Source organism: Pontibacter roseus DSM 17521, assembly GCF_000373265.1.
In the GTDB taxonomy this organism is placed as follows: domain Bacteria; phylum Bacteroidota; class Bacteroidia; order Cytophagales; family Hymenobacteraceae; genus Pontibacter; species Pontibacter roseus.
On the sequence record NZ_KB890762.1, the window covers coordinates 453264 to 471148 of the forward strand.

A 17885-nucleotide genomic window follows, 5' to 3' on the forward strand; every position below is an offset into this window, starting at 1 on the left:
GTGCCAATGATTTGCACTTTTTTATCTGGTAAGTTGGTGGCTGAGCTTTTTGAAGCGCCAAAATAGTAATATAGCAGCAATACTTAGTCCTGTTAAAAGTCCAGTCCATACCCCGTTTACTCCAAATCCGGCTTTGAAGCAAAGGAAGTATCCGACAGGAAGTCCAATAATCCAATAAGCTATCAGCGATATCAATCCGGGCACTTTCACATCTTCCAGGCCACGCAGCGCGCCGAGTCCCACCACCTGCACTCCGTCAGAAATCTGGAAGAGTGCCGCTATAATGAGCAGCATGGAAGCTATCTCGATCACGGCAGGGTCATCGATGTACAAGCTAGGAATAAATTTGTTTCCAAGCACCATCAAAAGTCCGCTGGCAATCATGAACATGACGCCCATTGCAAAACTGCTGAACCCCGCTACCTGCATCGCCCGGAAATTCCGCAGTCCCTTCTGATTACCTACCCGGATGGTTGCCGCCGCTGCGATGCCGCTGGCCATCATGTAGGTGACCGCGGCTACGTTGATGGCAATCTGGTGGGCAGCCAATTCTCGTGCTCCAAGCCAGCCAATCATGATAGCCGAAAAGCTGAAGGCCCCCATCTCAAACACCATCTGCCCGGATATGGGCAAACCAAGCCGGAAGATGTGGTACATATGGACGAAGGAGAGATGGCGATAGGTTAGAAAACGCTGGAACACCGCAAAACGGCGTGAATAGAGCACATATCCTCCCATCATCAGTGCCATCACAACGCGTGAGATGAGCGTGGCCCAGCCGGCACCTACCAGCCCCATCGGCTCGAATCCCAGTTTACCGTAAATGAGGATGTAGTTCAGCACCACATTGAGGCTATTGGCCAGAATGGAAATGTACATGGATTGCTTGGTAAGCGACAGACCTTCCGCAAACTGACGGAATGCCTGAAAAACCATGAGCGGTACCATGGACAGGAAAAGAATATTAATGTAAGGTATAGCCTGCCGCACCACTTCCTCCGGTTGGTTGAGGTAGGTGATGTAAGGGGAGAAGAAGTAACCAACCCCGAACAACACGATGCCCAACAGCATGTTGGAGAAGAGTCCGTTCAGCAGCAGGAGGGAGATGCGGGTATAATTTCGGCGGCCCTCGGCGGCGGCAATGAGCGGGGTGATGCTGTACGAAACGCCCAGACCGAATACCATGGTTATAGTAAAGATGCTGTTGCCCAACGAGGCCGCCGCCAGCGGTATGGTGCCCGTTTGGCCAACCATCAGACTGTCTATCACGCTCACCATGATGTGGCCCAACTGGCTCAGCACCACGGGGAATGCCAACACGAAGTTTTTTCGAAAATGCTCTTTGTACTCTTCAGATTTCATACCGGCAGTTAAGGGAAAGGCCCGCAAAATTAGCCTTTTTTGCCTTAACCTATACCCTAGACCTGCAATTAAACTATTGCTGCCCAGCGGATGGGGATGCAGGAGTAGCGATTAAACCAACAGATTTGAAAGGGCAGCTATACCTGTTATTTGGTTCATTTCTTCTTTTGCTGGCCTTTGGCAGGTATGGCGATGAGCAGCAGGGCGGCTGTGAGGAGGAGTGTCTTCAGTTTCATAGTGTAATCTTCTCTGTACCTTCAGTAGGTTTAGATTATAATTTTAGACAGCCGTGAAGAGCACATCAGCAAAGTAACGGCGCTCGTCCTGGAAGATGGTGTCGGTTCTGAAGCCAGATTGCTGGCCTAGTCCCTGCACCTGATTCATGGTATATTTCCTGGAGTTCTCTGTATGCACGGCCTCCCAGGCGGCAAAGGTATAGCTACGGTCGAGGCTTCTCAGGTATACCTGCTGCTGTTGCTGGCTGATAAGGAAGCTCCTCATGACGCCCTCCTGCGGGTCATACAAGGCGTAGTGTCTGAACTGCTCCAGGTCGAAGTTACCACCCAGTTCCCGGTTGATGCGGTGTAGCAGATTCAGGTTGAAGGCCGCGGTTGTTCCGGAAGAGTCATCATAGGCAAGAAGGATGGTGTCTGGGTCTTTGCGCAGGTCCACGCCCATCAAGAGCTGGTCCCCTTTATCTAGATAGCCCCTTATGCTGGAAAGAAACGCCAGCCCTTCATCAGCATCAAAGTTGCCGATGTTGGACCCCAGGAACAAAACCACTTTCCGCTCCGACTTATGTACCTGCAACCACTCCAGCGCTTGTGCATATTCCCCCACCACCGCCTGCACCTGTACGTCCGGCAATTCCTGCTGTAGGCTGTTCGTGAGCTGCTGCATGGCATCTCCTGAGATATCGACTGGCACATAATCAAAGGCATGTTGCTGGTGGCTGAGCTCTTTCAGCAGGATTTTAGTCTTGAAAGCATCGCCAGCGCCCAGGTCAATCAGATGGAAAAAACCTTCCTTGGTAAAATGCTCTGTTATGTTCTTCCGGTGCTGTGTTAGGAGCTCAAACTCGCTGCGCGTCAGGTAGTATTCCGGTAGCTCCATTATCTGCCTGAAAAGTTCGCTTCCGGCGGCATCGTAGAAGTAGCGGGAGGGAAGCCGTTTCTGCTCACGCGACAGCCCTTCTGCCACATCACGGGCAAAAGCGCGTACGTCGGAGCTGCCATCGGCATTGCGGCTGAGGTCAATCATAGGTGCTTTGGGGAGGTTGAGAATCATAAAACGTTATTCAGCTAGCCGGATACCCGTGTACTGCCAGCGCTTATCAGGATGGAAAAAATTGCGATACGTCGTCCGGATATGGCTGGCAGGAGTGGCGCAGGAGCCCCCCCGAAGCACCATCTGGTTAATCATGAATTTGCCGTTGTACTCGCCTAGGGCACCGGGAGCGGTCGAGAAACCCGGATAGGGATGGTAGGCGCTGTAGGTCCATTCCCAGTTGTCGCCATACAGTTGCTGCATACCTGTACCTGGCTGTGCGGCCGTGGGTTCAAATAAGCCTGATTCCTGGAAGTTGCCTGTTGCAGGCGGGTATACCTGTGCGGCTGCCTCCCATTCAAACTCTGTGAGGAGGCGCTTGCCTGCCCAGGAGGCATAGGCCTGTGCTTCATAAAAGCTGATGTGGGTGACAGGTTTATTCAGTTCCAGTGGCTCCAGCCCATGCATCGTGAACACCATCCACTCACCGTCCTGCTCCAGCCAATAGAGGGGCGCTTTCAGGTTGTTGGAACGAACCAGCGCCAACCCCTCATCGAGCCAGAAGCGGAAGTCGTCATACCCTCCCGCCTGCATGAATGCCAAATACTCTCCGTTTGTCACCAGCCGGTTCATGACGCTGAAATCATTCAGCAGCACCTCGTGCACGCCCAATTCATTGTCAAAGCAAAACCCGTCACCGGTATGGCCTATGGTGTATACGCCCCCCGGAACCTCCAAAAAAGTAGCGGCTTCTAGAGCAGGAGAGCTGGATGGATTTTGGGTATAGTAAGCCGGCAGTAGCGGGTTGGTGCTCAGGATGTATTTGATGTCAGTGACCAGCAGTTCCTGGTGCTGCTGCTCGTGTTGCAGGCCCAACTCCAGTATCGGCATAAGCTCTGCCAGCGTCTCCTCATTGGCCTTCGTGAGCAACTCACCGATGTGCTCATTCACGTGCCTCCGGTAGGCGTACACGTCCCGGAGGGGCGGACGGGTAAGGGTGCTCCGCTCGGCCCGCTGCACCCGGTTGCCTACGGTATTGTAGTAAGAGTTGAATAGAAAAGCATAGCTGGGGTGGAAAACCTGGTATCCTTTCAGGTATGGCTGCAATACGAACTGCTCAAAAAACCAGGTGCTGTGGGCCATATGCCACTTGGGTGGACTCACGTCCACCATGGGCTGCACCACGGTATCTTCAGGTTCTAGCGGCGCGCAAATGCTTTCTGTCTGCGACCGAATCTGCTCGAATCGTTTAATTTGCTGTTGCGTCGGGGGTGCGGTGAGGGTACTCATAAGTTTGATGTCTAAAGGATAAGCAGGTATGGTGCAGCATTCGGTGAAGCATTGGAATATCAGCGATGTATGGCAGTTGGTTGATGCTGTTTTGCTTCTGTGTGCCTCCAATACCGTTTTTCCTCTGATGCTAACTGTTTTTATACGTATTTTGTTTTTAGTTCATCCCATGTGCTAACCATTCAGATTGAAAAATTATGCCGCTTCAAGTCGCCGTTACCCCGCATACCCTGCAGTTCAAGTTTGATGCCCGCACCTCCCGTGGCGCTATGGCTTTTCACCAGGTCTACTACCTTTCGTTGTGGGAAACTGATGTACCGGAGGTGGTTGGCATCGGGGAATGTGCGCCTTTACCAGGCCTGAGCCTGGATGCTCGCCCAGATTTGGAAGCACGTATTGAGGCTCTGGTGCAACACATCAACAGGGCAGGCTTTACCCCGGACTTGCTGCAACACTACATTTATAGTGAAGAACTTAACGCATGGCCCTCTTTGCGTTTCGCCTTGGAGACGGCTCTGCTTGATTTGAGGAAAGAAGGGAAAAAGCAACTCTATGACAACGCCTTCAGCAGAGGGGAGCAAGGTATAGCCATCAACGGACTCATCTGGATGGGAGACCGGGACTTCATGCAGGAACAGATAAAGAAGAAGCTTAGCGAAGGCTATACCTGCCTGAAGATGAAGATTGGAGGTCTGGACTTTGCAACGGAACTGGAGATACTGGAGCAAATCCGGGAGGTGGCCGGGCCGGAGCACCTGACCGTTAGAGTGGATGCCAATGGCGCATTCACTACGCAGGATGCTTTCCGGAAGCTGGAGCGCCTGGCCAGGTATAGCCTGCACTCCATTGAGCAGCCCATCCGGCAGGGGCAGCCGGAGCAGATGCAGCAACTCTGTGCCTTCACCCCCATACCCATCGCCCTGGACGAAGAACTAATAGGTATACAGGAGCCTGCCCAACAGGCGGAACTGCTGGATTTCATCAAGCCCCAGTACATCATCCTCAAGCCGACGCTGGTAGGAGGGCTACAGGCCACCGCAAACTGGGTAGGTATAGCCGAGCAGCGGAACATCAACTGGTGGATGACCTCAGCACTGGAGTCGAACATCGGGCTCAACGCCATCAGCCAATTCACGGCAAACTATCCAATCAGCCTCCCACAAGGACTTGGCACCGGTCAGCTCTACCACAACAACATTGCCTCCCCGCTGGATATCAATGCAGGCGAACTGTGGTTTAGCAAGTCGGGGTGGGGGCAGCTACCAGTGCAGGTATAGGTGCCACCTGCTATACCTAATAAAAAAAGGCCTGCAGTTTTTGCAGGCCTTTTTTTACATACACATTAGTTATTTCCTCTGTAACCGCCTGGGCCACCCGGACCACGGCGTTGCATGTTCTCCTCTGGAGCCTGCCCGCCGGCAAAGCTGCGAATGTTGTAGGAGAAGGTCAGCATGAAGTAACGCTGCAGCACTGTAGACTGCACATCCTCCACGTACGATTCCGTGATGTTGCGGCGAATGCTGGCGTTCTGCTTCAGCAGGTCGTTCACGCTAAGGCTAACCTCACCCAATTTGTTCTTAAAGACCTTCTTGCCGATGCTCATGTTCCAGAGCAGGAAGCTGTTATCCACTCCCGCTGACAGACCAGAATTGTACTGGTGGTTCAGCTCAGTGCGGTATACGAGGTCCTTCCACAGAATCCAGTTGTAGCGCAGGCTCGTGTTCTGGTTGAAGAAGTTGTTGTTCTGGTTTGTGCGCAGCGAGTTAGACACGATGTTGTAGCTCGAGAAAGTGGAGACAGTGAAGTCAACTTTATCGCTGATGTTGCTGCTGATGTTGAAGCCAGCGCCCAGGTTCGTGTTGTTGGCGTAATTCACCTCATTGTCAATCATACCAGGTATGCGCGAATGCCCGATGGAACCGTTCACGTTGAAGTTGGAGCTGATGAAGTTGAGCGGCTGGCCGTAGTTGAAGAACGAGCGCACGTTCCAGTAACCGTCCATATTCACCGGTCGGCTCAGGCGAGCACCCGGGCGCAATTCATAGCCAGTAGCCACTCCCTCAGGGATGGAGTTGGTATACACAGCATTGGCTATGTAGTTCTGAGTCATGGTACCGAACATGCCAATGAAGAACACCCTGTTCGTTTCCGGGTTGAAGTTTCGGTAGCGCACATTGATTCTGTTCTGGTAGTCCTGGTCCAGCTCTGCGTTACCGATTCTGGCCTGTAGTGGGTTGGAAATATCCAGCACCTCCTGCAACTGCTCCACCGATGGCACATTGGTGCTGGAGCGGAAGTTCACCGTCAGGTTACGCGAGTTGGAGAACTTGTACTCGTACTCCGCCGATGGCAGGATGTTGGAGAAGTTGCGCTTCAGGTTGTAATCAGTGGGAAACTCGCTATCGCTGTTGAGGGTGGCGTATTGGTAGAGCGTGCTCACCTGGAACCGTACCTTGTCATTGCGGTACTGGTAGCTTGGCCCCACGCTCTGCGAGAGGTAGTCGCTCTTGAACGTGCTGCTCAGCGGCGTGTTCAGGCCAGAATAAAGGCCAGCCGTCTCCTCATAGTCAAAGGTTCTTCTGTCGGAATCACGCATCTGGTTGCCGATGGAGTACTCCAGCTGCAGGCGTGACTTCTCACCCAGGCGCTGGGAATAGTTCGCGTTACCAGACCAGTTGAAGTTCATGCGGTCCAGCTTGATGAACTGGTTCCGGGACACGCTCTTGTCCGGGTTCTCGAAGTTCTGTGTGTTCTCCAATTGGTAGCCGTCACCCTCCGTGTTGCTCACGCTGGTGTTAAAGTTGGTGGTCAGGATACGGCCTGAATCGCCGAACTTGTGGGAGTACAGGATGTTGTTGTTGAAGTTAAGGCTCGTGTTGTCGGAAGTAGAGCGGTTTAAAGACTCGGACAAGTCGCCGGCAGCATCATAGGTACGCGCATCCCGCTCCGTGAAGGCGTTGATTTTCTGCAACGAGATGTTCGGCGTCACGAGGAGCCTGTTGTTCTGGTTGATGTTGTACTGAAGTCGGAAATTGAGGCGGTGGCTCTCTTCTACGTCGTTGTTGCGGCTGTTCTCCGTATACTGCAAGCCCGCATCGTTTGAAACGAAATCGCGGAAGCGGTACTGGTTGTTAATGACGTCGCGGTTAGAGTAGTTGTAGTTGCCGCTCACCTCCATCTTCTTGCCCCACATGTCGTTGTAGTTCACGCCGAAGGTGTTCGTGTTGATAATGCCGGTGGGAGAGCCGCCGCCCCAGCCTCTGCGGCCGCGCATGCCGCCACCCGGCGTTTCACCTACCGAGAAGTCGAACATGTTGATGTTGTTGGTGAGGCCTGTCACCGTGATTCTTCTGTTGTTGTTGAAGTAGTTCACCGCAGCGCCCACCATATATCTGTCGTCTGTGCCGTAACCAGCCGATATCTTACCCATATAACCTTGGCGGCGCTCTTTCTTCGTCACGAAGTTGAGGGTCTTGATGCGGTTGCCATCGTCAAAGCCGCTGAAGGCAGCTTGGTCGCTCTGGGCATCGAACACCTGCACGTTCTCAATCATGTCCGAAGACAGGTTGCGCATGGCTGAGTTCACATCCTCGCCGGTGTAGCGCTTGCCGTCAATCATCACCTGCCGCACTTCCTCGCCCTGTGCCTGTATTTTACCATCCTGCACCGTCACACCCGGCATCTTCGTAACCAGGTCCTCGGCGCTCGCATCAGGCGCTGTCTTGAAGGCCTTGGCGTTCAGCTGCGTGGTGTCACCCTTCTGTTCTCCAAGTGGCGCGCGGCCTATCACCTGTACTTCGCTCAGTCGGTTGTTCTGCTCCTGCAGGGCCAGTACACCCAGGTCCAACGGACCCTGCTGCACCTTCACGGGTCTGCTTAATAAATCAAAACCAAGGTAGCGCACCTCCAGGGTATAGTCGCCTGACTGCACTTGCTCAAAGCGGAAAGCCCCCTCACCGTCAGTTACAGTAGTCAGGATGCCCGTGCTGGCGGCTCGCTTCATGACAACGCTGGCACCCGGGAGACCGCTTTTGTCTGAAGCACTCTGAACGATGCCCGTCACGGCCTGTGCGTAAGCCTGTGATACGCTGATGAACATAATCAGCAGGGAGAACAATTTTCTCATTTGTGTTTGAATTGGGTAGTAGTGTTTTGTTTTCTAATAAACAGTCAGGGAATTCCCAGATATGCGAATTTACTTAGCCGCATTTATCCAGTAGGGAATTGGTAGCATTTAGAACAGGTCAGCGGCGAAAGGTTTAACGTTCTGGATAATTTATTTTCAGGGTTGGGTATAGGAGGAGGAAGCCCTGAGCGGCTACTCCTTAAGTGTCCGAATCAGTTTCAGAATACTTTATAGATGTTTACAGTTGCCAGTCAGATGATGAAGGCTGGGAAGAAGTTGATGAAGGAGGTGTTGAGCGACGCTTCCTGGCTGGCTGTAAGAATTCAGCTGAAAAACTATGTATGCAGGTTCTTGGGGGAAAGCACCAGCTTATGAGAGTTACAGGTATTTTTCGCGCAGCAGGGTGGCAACTTTCGGCATGCCAGTGGTGGCCTTTTCTTCGAACAGGTGCAGGTTAGGCTTGGGGCGCACGTAAGGCAGGTTCGGGTCCACGACGATGACAGGAGACTCGTTCGGCACCAAGTCCACCAGTCCGGCCGCCGGGTATACCACCAGCGAGGTGCCAGCCACCAGAAAGACATCCGCCTGCATGGTTTCCGCCATGGCCTGCTCCATCATTGGCACTTGTTCCCCAAACCACACGATATTAGGGCGCAATTGGGAACCACGCTCGCATTTATCGCCTAGCTTCAGCTCCCAACCTGCCATTTTGTACACCAGCGTTGGGTCTAAGGTGCTGCGACTCTCAAAAAGTTTGCCATGCAGGTGGATGACATGGGTAGAGCCGGCGCGCTCGTGCAGGTCGTCCACGTTCTGGGTGATAATGCGCACGTCAAAGTATTTCTCCAGTTCTGCGAGCACCTCATGTCCGGCGTTGGGTTTCACACTGATGGCATTCTTACGGCGCTGGTTGTAGAAATCTAGCACCAACTCTGGATTTTTGTGCCAACCTTGCGGTGAGGCTACTTCCATGACATCATGCCCTTCCCAAAGCCCATTGGCATCCCGGAATGTGGCTATTCCGCTCTCTGCGCTTATACCTGCCCCCGTCAATACGACCAGTTTCTTTTTTGCCATACCTGTCCTGCGTTTCGTCTTTCGCTTTTTTACCTTTTACTTCTGAATCTGCTTTGGGTTGAGCTATACCTGCAGATACAAAAAAGCCGCTCCTATTGGGAGCGGCTTTCTATATTGCCTTATTTTTTTGGGCTGGCCGCCTTTTTGGCGGCAGGCTTCTTGGATGCTGGCTTTTTCTTAGCTGCCGGCTTTTTGGCTGCAGGTTTCTTCTCGGCAGTCGCCGCCTCTGTTTTCTTTTTGAAACCGCCACGGCCTTTTTTCTCTGGTGTCTGCTCTGCCAGGTCCAGGCATTCCTGCAGCGTCAGCTCGGCCGGCTCTTTGCCTTTCGGAATCTTCACGTTCTTCTTGCCGACCACGATGTAGGGGCCATACCTTCCGTTAAGCACCTGTACCTCCGGATTTTCCGGGAAGTCCTTTATCAGCTTTTCTGCGTCGGCTTTGCGTTTGGCCTCTATCAGCGCAATAGCCTCTTCTGCCGTCACTGTATGCGGGTCCATGTTCTTTGGCAAGGAGTAGAACTTGCTGCTGTGGCTGATGTAGGGACCAAAGCGACCAATGGCGGCTTTCATCTCCTTGTCTTCGTAAACACCCACAATGCGCGGCAGTTTGAAGAGCTCCAGGGCATCCTCCAGGGTCAGGCTTTCCAGGAACTGTCCTTTGCGCAGGCTGGCATACGCTGGTTTCTCCCCAGTTTCTGTGTTTTCCTCGCCTAGTTGCACAAAAGGACCGTAACGGCCCAGTTTGGCTATTATTTTCTGCCCCGACACCGGGTCTATACCTATCTCACGAGCACCCGATACGTCGGCCCGGTTGATGCTCTCACTGCTCTCGATGCGCTGGTGGAATTTCTCGTAGAACTTCTCCAGCATATGTTCCCATACCTGCTGCCCTTGGGCTATTTCGTCAAATTCAGCTTCTACGCGGGCTGTAAAGGAATAGTCAATCACGTTCGGGAAATGCTCCACCAGGAAATCATTCACCACCATGGCCATGTCCGTCGGGAACAGCTTGCTCTTTTCGGCACCGGTCATCTCTGTCTTGGTTTGGCTTGATATCTGGTCCTTCTGCAAGGTCAGTACCCGGTACGGGCGCTCTTTCCCTTCGCGACTGTCTTTCTCCACATAACCTCGCTTTTGAATAGTAGAGATAGTAGGAGCGTAGGTAGACGGACGACCAATTCCCATTTCCTCCAGCTTCTTCACCAGGCTGGCCTCGGTATACCTGGGGGCAGGGCGGGAATAACGCTGCGTGGCCTGCATCTGGCGCAGGTTCAGTTGCTGACCGATACTCAGCGGCGGCAGCATACCTTTCACATCCTCGTCACCGCCTTCTTCATCGTCTTTAGACTCTATGTATACCTTCAGGAAGCCTTCAAATTTGATGACTTCCCCGGTAGCCACTAATTTCTCCGGCTGGGTAGAGATGTCAATTGTGGCAGTGGTTTTCTCTATTTCTGCGTCTGCCATCTGAGAGGCGATGGCGCGCTTCCAAATCAGCTCGTACAGACGCTGCTCATTTCGGTCGCTGCTCACATTTAGCGCTCCGAAATCAGTGGGGCGTATGGCTTCGTGCGCTTCCTGAGCCGAAGCGGACTTGGTCTTGAAACGGCGCGTCTTCACGAAGCGCTCCCCAAATGACTTAGTAATGGCAGCAGAGGCTCCTTGAATGGCTTCCTCAGAAAGGTTCAAGGAGTCCGTACGCATATAGGATATCTTACCGGCCTCGTAAAGACGCTGGGCCACCGTCATGGTCTGTGCAACCGAGAAGGACAGTTTCCGGCTGGCTTCCTGCTGCAGGGTAGAGGTGGTAAAGGGTGGGGCAGGACTGCGTTTGAGCGGCTTGGTCTCCAGGTTGCCAATGGTGTAGCTGGCCCCTATGCAACGCTGCAGAAAGGCCTGCGCCTCTTCTTCTGTCTTGAATTTAGCAGGGAGTTCAGCCTCCAGGTTCTTGCCGCCTACTTCAAACTGTGCGTTTATACGGAAGGCTGCTTCCGCCTTGAAACGCTCAATCTCGCGCTCGCGCTCCACCACCAGGCGTACCGCCACGGATTGCACGCGTCCGGCTGAGAGCCCGGTCTTGATTTTCTTCCAAAGCACCGGTGACAGCTCAAAACCTACAAGCCGGTCAAGTACACGGCGTGCTTGCTGCGCATTCACCAAATCCATGTCAATGCCGCGTGGTGAACTGATGGCGTTAATGATGGCGTTTTTAGTTATCTCACGAAATACGATTCGCCTTGTTTTGGCCGCCGTCAGGTCCAGTGCCTCGGTCAGGTGCCACGAAATGGCTTCTCCTTCGCGGTCATCGTCCGATGCTAGCCAGACCATCTCCGCCTCCTTGGCCAGTTTCTTCAACTGCGATACTACCTCTTTCTTATCGCTCGAAATGACATAGGTTGGCTTAAAATTGTTTTTTATATCAATGGCATTGTTGTCCTTAGGCAGGTCCCGCACATGGCCGAAGCTGGATTTCACCACAAAATCTTTCCCCAGATACCCTTCAATCGTTTTAGCCTTGGCAGGCGACTCGACAATAACTAAGTTTTTAATCATTCTGTATGTTTAGAGGCAGTTCAATTCGATTTTGCCCAAAGTTCAAATTTTTTTTCAAACAAATACAACCTGAATTTGATAACATAGGTTTAACAGGCAATCATTCATTTTGAAGTAAGACTTATTTAGTAGCTTTAAAAGTACTATACGAACCTCTTTTTGTTTTATATGCAAAGATTGTTAGTCATCTGCCGGCACGCTGAAACCAACGACCCTTATCCGCTGCAGCCAGATTTCGAGCGCGAGTTGACACGGCATGGCATACATCAGGCACATGCCACTGGCCAATGGATACGTGATAAGTATCAGAAGATAGGTGCTTTGTTAGCAAGCCCGGCACGCCGGGCTAACGCGACGGCCTGTCTCATAGCTGCTAAGGTCTACTTTGATGAAGAAAACATCAACTATCTCCCCGAGTTGTATAACGCACGCGAGAACATCCTTTTCGAAACCCTGAGCCAATTACCTGATGCTGTCTCCAAGGTGGTGCTGGTGGGCCATAACCCTGGCATTACGCGCCTCGCCCGAGCCCTCACTGACGAGCACATCGGTTACTTGGAGCCCGCCGCAGCCATCGCCATCAGTTTGGAGTTGCCCTCATGGGAGGACGTATACCTAGTAACCGGCAAGATAGACAACCAATTTGAGATAGAGTAGGAAGCTAAATTGGTAGATGAGCTATTTATTCCAGAATTTTTGATAGTTTTATCAGCTCAACAGCCTTCTAAGCTTTTATTGTTGCATCTGCATGAAAACAAAGATAGTAGCCGTCATCAACCAGAAGGGCGGCACTGGTAAAACCACTACGACCATCAACCTGGGGAGCGCCCTCAGCAAACTTGGTCACAAGGTGCTTCTGCTTGACCTGGACCCACAAAGCAACCTTTCCTATTCGCTTGCTGTTTCCTCTCCAGATGCCACTTTGGCCGAGGCCTTCCTGGGCAGTAAATCCATGCAGGAGATACTGGTGCAGAAAGACGGAATTTGGGTAGCTCCCGGTTCCAATGAGCTGGTTGATGTGGAGATATCCCTCGTCTCTCAGCCGGACCGCGAGAAGTTCCTGAAAACCCTGCTTTCTGAGGTCAAAGGCTTCGATTATGTGCTGATAGACTGTCCGCCTTCCCTCTCGGTTCTGACGCTCAACGCACTTACAGCTGCCCATGAGGTTCTTATACCTTTGCAAATGGAGGTGCTAACCTTGCAAGGGCTTGACCAGATTATGAATACTATTAATAAGGTTCAAAAGGCATTTAACCCGAAACTCAAAATAAAAGGCATCGTAGTGGTGATGTTTGATGTCAGAAGGAAGCTAAGCCTGGAGGTGTTGGAGTACCTGCGGGAGAATGTGAAAGAGAAGATTTTCGACAGCCAGATACGCCTCAACGTCAAGTTGGCCGAGGCCCCGTCTTTCGGGAAGAGTGTGCTGGACTATGATGGTACCTCAAACGGGGCAAAAGACTATAAAGCATTGGCAGTTGAATTCAGCAACGCCTAGTTATCTAATGAATAGTATTGCTATCAATCACAATAAATGACTAAATTGCAATAATATTCTGTACGCAATGGCTCCTCTCATTGGAGGTTTGAATTGATGAGAAGGATTCATACTTATTGCTACTACCTTACACAACCCTATACATATGGCCCTAGGTAAAAATTTGAAGCTGAGCAAAGACAAGCTCATTAGTGACGTAGAAACCAGCCAACCCAAGCAAGCAGCTGCCCCCAAAGCCAAGTCCAGGGCAATGGAAGAGGCTGCAGCTCCTACCGCACGCGTGGTAGAGCAGGCGGAGCCGGCAGAAGAGACAGCAAACCCTCCCGTATCTCCTGCACCGGAACCAACCGTCGCCAAAAAATCATATGGTAACACATCGCTCCCAGCCAGGAATGGGCAGAATGGCAAAGCTACACGCAAGCAGGTACTGCCTTCTAACCCCGAATATATTGGCGAGCAGCTGAACAAGGTGCTCTATGCCCTTGATGCCTTCAAGAAAGGTGATATTTCTGTTCGTCTGACGAAACAGAACGAAGATATTTTCGCTGAAATCGCCGAAGCCTATAACTCAATGGTGGAGATGATTGGCGGCGTAGGCGGGGAAGTATCCCGTATTTCTAAGGTTGCCGGAGTAGAGGGTAACCTTAAGGCCAGGGCATCAGCCGAAAACGCTTCCGGTTTCTGGAAGGACATGATTAACAACATCAATGGTCTAGTAGACTCCATCGCGGTTCCGGTACTAGAAGTGGGCAAGGTACTGAAGAACATCTCGCGGGGCAATCTGGATGAGACGTTCCAAATCCCTGTTTCCGGTGACTTCAAGGTCATGGCCGAGACCATCAACCGTACCATTGATAACCTGAACCTGTTTGCAGGGGAAGTAACCCGTGTGGCACTTGAGGTAGGTACCGAAGGTAAACTCGGTGGTCAGGCATCTGTTCCGAACGTAGCCGGTGTATGGAAAGACCTGACAGATAATGTAAATACGATGGCCTCCAACCTGACCTCTCAGGTGCGAGACATTTCCAATGTGGCCACTGCGGTGGCAAAAGGAAATCTGGCGCAGAAAGTATCAGTGGATGTGCGCGGTGAGTTTGCCCAGCTGAAGGATAACATGAACCAGATGGTGGACTCGCTCAACATTTTTGCTGACGAGGTAACCCGTGTGGCCCGTGAATACGGAACGGAGGGACGTCTCGGCGGTCAGGCCAAGGTGCCGAACGTAGGTGGTGTATGGAAGGACCTCACCGACAACGTGAACACCATGGCCTCCAACTTAACCTCTCAGATGCGTGACATTGCAAACGTATCTACAGCGGTAGCGAAGGGCGATTTGACCCAGAAAATCACGGTGAACGTGCGTGGTGAAATGGCAGAACTGAAGGACATCATCAACCAGATGGTGGACTCTCTGAATATCTTCGCTGGTGAGGTAACACGAGTTGCCCGTGAGGTGGGAACAGAGGGTAAACTGGGTGGCCAGGCTGCTGTTCCAAATGTGGAAGGTACCTGGAAGGAACTCACCGATAATGTGAACCTCATGGCTGGTAACCTGACGCTGCAGGTGCGTGACATCGCTGAGGTAGCGACTGCCGTGGCGAAAGGCGACCTGACCCAGAAAGTGTCGGTGGATGTGAAGGGTGAACTGGGTGACCTCAAGGATATCCTGAATGAAATGGTGGACCGACTGAACGTATTTGGCGCGGAAGTAACCCGTGTTGCGCGTGAAGTGGGTACAGAAGGTATACTAGGCGGTCAGGCCAACGTGCCCAACGTGGCCGGTATCTGGAAAGAACTGACTGACAATGTGAACTACATGGCCAGTAACCTGACGCTCCAAGTGCGTGACATCGCCAATGTGGCGACCGCTGTGGCGAAAGGCGATTTGAGCCAGAAAATCACGGTGAACGTACGAGGTGAACTGGCTGACCTGAAGGAGAACCTTAACCAGATGGTCGATTCCCTGAACATCTTCGCCGATGAGGTGACCCGTGTGGCCCGTGAAGTGGGTACGGAAGGACGTCTCGGCGGTCAGGCATCAGTGCCTAATGTAGGCGGGGTATGGAAGGACCTCACCGACAACGTGAACACCATGGCCTCCAACTTGACCCTTCAGGTACGTGATATTGCCAATGTGGCGACGGCAGTGGCCAAGGGCAACCTGACCCAGAAAGTGTCTGTGGATGTGAAAGGTGAGTTGAATGAGCTGAAGGAGAACATGAACCGCATGGTGGACTCGCTCAATATATTTGCTGGTGAAGTAACCCGTGTAGCACTCGAAGTAGGTACAGACGGAAAATTAGGAGGTCAGGCTGCAGTGCCAAATGTAGGTGGCGTATGGAAAGACCTGACAGATAATGTGAATACCATGGCCTCTAACCTGACAACGCAGGTGCGAGGTATAGCAAAAGTGGCAACCGCTGTGGCCAAGGGCGACCTAAGCCAGAAGATAACAGTAGAAGCAAGAGGCGAAATTCTGGACCTGAAGGAGAACCTCAACCAGATGGTGGACTCGCTCAATATATTCGGTGATGAGGTAACGCGTGTAGCCCGTGAAGTGGGAACGGAAGGTAAACTGGGTGGTCAAGCCAACGTGCCAAACGTGGCCGGTACCTGGAAGGACCTGACCGACAACGTAAACTACATGGCCAGCAACTTGACCTCTCAAGTGCGAGACATTGCCAAAGTAGCGACCGCGGTGGCGAAAGGCGATTTGAGCCAGAAGATAACAGTAGAGGCACGCGGCGAACTCCTCGATTTGAAGGAGAACCTTAACCAGATGGTGGATTCCCTGAACATCTTCGCCGATGAGGTAACACGGGTTGCCCGCGAGGTGGGAACAGAAGGTCGTCTGGGTGGCCAGGCCAACGTGCCAAAAGTACGCGGTACCTGGAAAGAATTGACCGACAATGTGAACACCATGGCCAGTAACCTGACATTGCAGGTACGCGACATCGCTAAGGTGGCGACGGCTGTGGCCAAGGGTGACCTGACCCAGAAAGTGTCTGTGGATGTGAAGGGTGAACTGGGAGAGTTGAAGGAGAACATGAACCGCATGGTGGATTCCCTGAACATCTTCGCTGGTGAGGTAACCCGTGTGGCGCTTGAGGTAGGTACCGAGGGTAAGCTAGGCGGACAGGCCAACGTGCCAAACGTGGCGGGTGTATGGAAAGATTTGACCGACAACGTAAACACCATGGCCTCCAACCTGACAACGCAGGTACGAGGTATAGTGAAAGTAGTAACCGCAGTGTCAAAAGGTGACCTGACCCAGAAACTGACCCTCGAAGCAAGAGGTGAGGTGGCAGAACTGGCTGATACCATCAACACGATGGTGATTGACCTGAACCGATTGGCTGGTGAGGTAAGCCGTGTGGCGAGAGTTGCCGGTGTGGAAGGAAAACTGACTGAGCGTGCTACCTTACAGGGTGTAGGCGGAAGCTGGAAAGAGCTGGTAGATACGCTGAACGACTTGCTGGAGTCCATCGTGACGCCTGTCTTGGAAGTATCGCGCGTAGTGCGTGCCATTTCCGAAGGTGACCTTACCCAGAAAGTAGAGGCGCACACCGCCGGGGATATCCTGGACATGGCCAATGCCCTAAATCTAGCAGTGGATAACCTGAACGCGCTATTGGGTGAAATCAATGATTCTTCACTCGTAGTGGGAAGCTCCTCAGAGGAGATGGCCGGAAAAGGGTTGGAGATGAACCGCGTAACACTAGATGTTGCATTGGCAATGCAGCAAATGGCGGAAGGTGCACAGAACCAAGCTCTTAAGACTGACCAGGCCTTCAAGTTGATTGAAGAAATCATGAAAACTACGAAGGATACAGCCGCTCGTGCGGAAGTAGTGAATAAATCAGCCACGTTGGGTGAAGAAACTTCACAGCTTGGTTTGAAAACGGTAGCGGAAGTGGTGAAGAACATGGAAGAGATTTCCAGCTCTGCTTCGCTCACCTCTAAGACCATTGAAGTATTAAGTGTACGCTCCCAGGAAATATCCAAATCACTGGGTGTTATCACGGACATCGCAGCCCAAACCAACTTGCTTGCCTTAAACGCTGCCATTGAGGCCGCCCGTGCCGGTGAGGCAGGTAGAGGTTTTGCTGTTGTAGCCGAGGAAATCAGAAAACTGGCAGAGGGTTCTCGCAAGTCGGCTAGTGAAATTGCCACGCTGGTAGAGGACGTGAAAAAAGATACGGCTTCAGCTGCTACGGCGATTTCGACTATGGAAGGCCGCGTGTTGAAAGGAAAGAACGCTACGTTTGAGGCTTCTGGAGCCTTTAAGAACATTGCTGCATCCAGTGGCGAGACGCTCCGATCTGCACAGGACATCCTGACAGCAACTGAGGTACAGAAGTCATCGATTGGTGATGTAGTAAAGTATGTGGAAGAGGTGGTAGCCATCGCTGAGCAGACTGCCTCTGGTACGCAGCAGGTAGCGAGCACAGCCAAGCAACTCTCCACCTCCATGCAGGAACTGACTTCATCTTCGCAGAACCTGAACGACATTGCGGCGGACCTGCAAATCAGTATATCGGCCTTCAAGCTGGTAGATGGAAACCTGGTATTCAATCACAGCAACAACAACCGCAGGCTTACTTCAGTGGCTGCACGGGGCAAGCATGTAAAGTCAATCAGCGGTAACGCCAGGTTAGCGACAGGCCCTATGAGCCACCGAAACGCAGAGGGGAATGTTAAATAACAGGCTTTCTGA

10 protein-coding genes are annotated in these 17885 nt (G+C 52.2%); 4 read left to right on the forward strand and 6 right to left on the reverse strand.

Annotated features, from left to right (window positions below; genetic code table 11):
- Positions 1–21 precede the first annotated feature (21 nt).
- The 3 genes from B051_RS0108555 to egtB form a co-directional block, all read right to left on the reverse strand.
- A complete protein-coding gene (locus tag B051_RS0108555; RefSeq protein ID WP_018477781.1) occupies positions 22–1362 on the reverse strand; it encodes an MATE family efflux transporter in 1341 nt (446 codons plus the stop codon).
- Positions 1363–1641: 279 nt separating this feature from the next.
- Entirely contained in the window at positions 1642–2649 is a 1008-nt protein-coding gene (gene egtD, locus B051_RS0108565; protein WP_018477782.1) for an L-histidine N(alpha)-methyltransferase, read from the reverse strand.
- Positions 2650–2655: 6 nt separating this feature from the next.
- On the reverse strand, positions 2656–3918 hold the full coding sequence (gene egtB / locus B051_RS0108570; RefSeq protein ID WP_018477783.1) for an ergothioneine biosynthesis protein EgtB: 1263 nt from the start codon (positions 3916–3918) through the stop codon (positions 2656–2658).
- A gap of 197 nt (positions 3919–4115) precedes the next feature.
- Between egtB and B051_RS0108575 the strand changes: the two genes are divergently transcribed.
- Positions 4116–5195, forward strand: coding sequence for an o-succinylbenzoate synthase (locus B051_RS0108575; RefSeq protein WP_018477784.1), 1080 nt, complete (start codon positions 4116–4118; stop codon positions 5193–5195).
- Between the two features lie 65 nt (positions 5196–5260).
- Here B051_RS0108575 and B051_RS0108580 read toward each other — a convergent pair whose 3' ends face one another.
- The 3 genes from B051_RS0108580 to topA all read right to left on the reverse strand — a co-directional run bounded on the left by B051_RS0108580 (position 5261) and on the right by topA (position 11673).
- Positions 5261–8044, reverse strand: a complete 2784-nt coding sequence (locus B051_RS0108580) for an outer membrane beta-barrel protein (protein ID WP_018477785.1) — start codon at positions 8042–8044, stop codon at positions 5261–5263.
- A 378-nt stretch (positions 8045–8422) separates the two neighbouring features.
- On the reverse strand, positions 8423–9121 hold the full coding sequence (locus B051_RS0108590) for an SIR2 family NAD-dependent protein deacylase (protein WP_018477787.1): 699 nt from the start codon (positions 9119–9121) through the stop codon (positions 8423–8425).
- 119 nt (positions 9122–9240) lie between these two features.
- Positions 9241–11673, reverse strand: coding sequence for a type I DNA topoisomerase (gene topA, locus B051_RS0108595; RefSeq protein WP_018477788.1), 2433 nt, complete (start codon positions 11671–11673; stop codon positions 9241–9243).
- Between the two features lie 168 nt (positions 11674–11841).
- Between topA and B051_RS0108600 the strand changes: the two genes are divergently transcribed.
- From B051_RS0108600 to B051_RS21100, 3 genes are all read left to right on the forward strand, one after another.
- On the forward strand, positions 11842–12330 hold the full coding sequence (locus B051_RS0108600) for a SixA phosphatase family protein (RefSeq protein WP_018477789.1): 489 nt from the start codon (positions 11842–11844) through the stop codon (positions 12328–12330).
- A 91-nt stretch (positions 12331–12421) separates the two neighbouring features.
- Positions 12422–13168 carry a ParA family protein gene (locus tag B051_RS0108605; protein WP_018477790.1) on the forward strand — a complete coding sequence of 249 codons (747 nt, stop codon included), beginning with the start codon at positions 12422–12424 and terminating at the stop codon, positions 13166–13168.
- Positions 13169–13313: 145 nt separating this feature from the next.
- Complete coding sequence (locus tag B051_RS21100; protein ID WP_018477791.1) at positions 13314–17873, forward strand: methyl-accepting chemotaxis protein; 4560 nt, start codon at positions 13314–13316, stop codon at positions 17871–17873.
- Positions 17874–17885 lie beyond the last annotated feature (12 nt).

What these genes read in the sequence shown, in the direction of transcription:
- B051_RS0108605 (WP_018477790.1), top strand. Translation starts at nt 12,422, where the DNA reads ATGAAAACAAAGATAGTAGCCGTCATCAACCAGAAGGGCGGCACTGGT.
- topA (WP_018477788.1), bottom strand. Translation starts at nt 11,673, where the DNA reads ATGATTAAAAACTTAGTTATTGTCGAGTCGCCTGCCAAGGCTAAAACG.
- B051_RS0108555 (WP_018477781.1), bottom strand. Translation starts at nt 1,362, where the DNA reads ATGAAATCTGAAGAGTACAAAGAGCATTTTCGAAAAAACTTCGTGTTG.
- B051_RS0108575 (WP_018477784.1), top strand. Translation starts at nt 4,116, where the DNA reads ATGCCGCTTCAAGTCGCCGTTACCCCGCATACCCTGCAGTTCAAGTTT.
- B051_RS0108590 (WP_018477787.1), bottom strand. Translation starts at nt 9,121, where the DNA reads ATGGCAAAAAAGAAACTGGTCGTATTGACGGGGGCAGGTATAAGCGCA.
- egtD (WP_018477782.1), bottom strand. Translation starts at nt 2,649, where the DNA reads ATGATTCTCAACCTCCCCAAAGCACCTATGATTGACCTCAGCCGCAAT.
- egtB (WP_018477783.1), bottom strand. Translation starts at nt 3,918, where the DNA reads ATGAGTACCCTCACCGCACCCCCGACGCAACAGCAAATTAAACGATTC.
- B051_RS0108580 (WP_018477785.1), bottom strand. Translation starts at nt 8,044, where the DNA reads ATGAGAAAATTGTTCTCCCTGCTGATTATGTTCATCAGCGTATCACAG.
- B051_RS21100 (WP_018477791.1), top strand. Translation starts at nt 13,314, where the DNA reads ATGGCCCTAGGTAAAAATTTGAAGCTGAGCAAAGACAAGCTCATTAGT.
- B051_RS0108600 (WP_018477789.1), top strand. Translation starts at nt 11,842, where the DNA reads ATGCAAAGATTGTTAGTCATCTGCCGGCACGCTGAAACCAACGACCCT.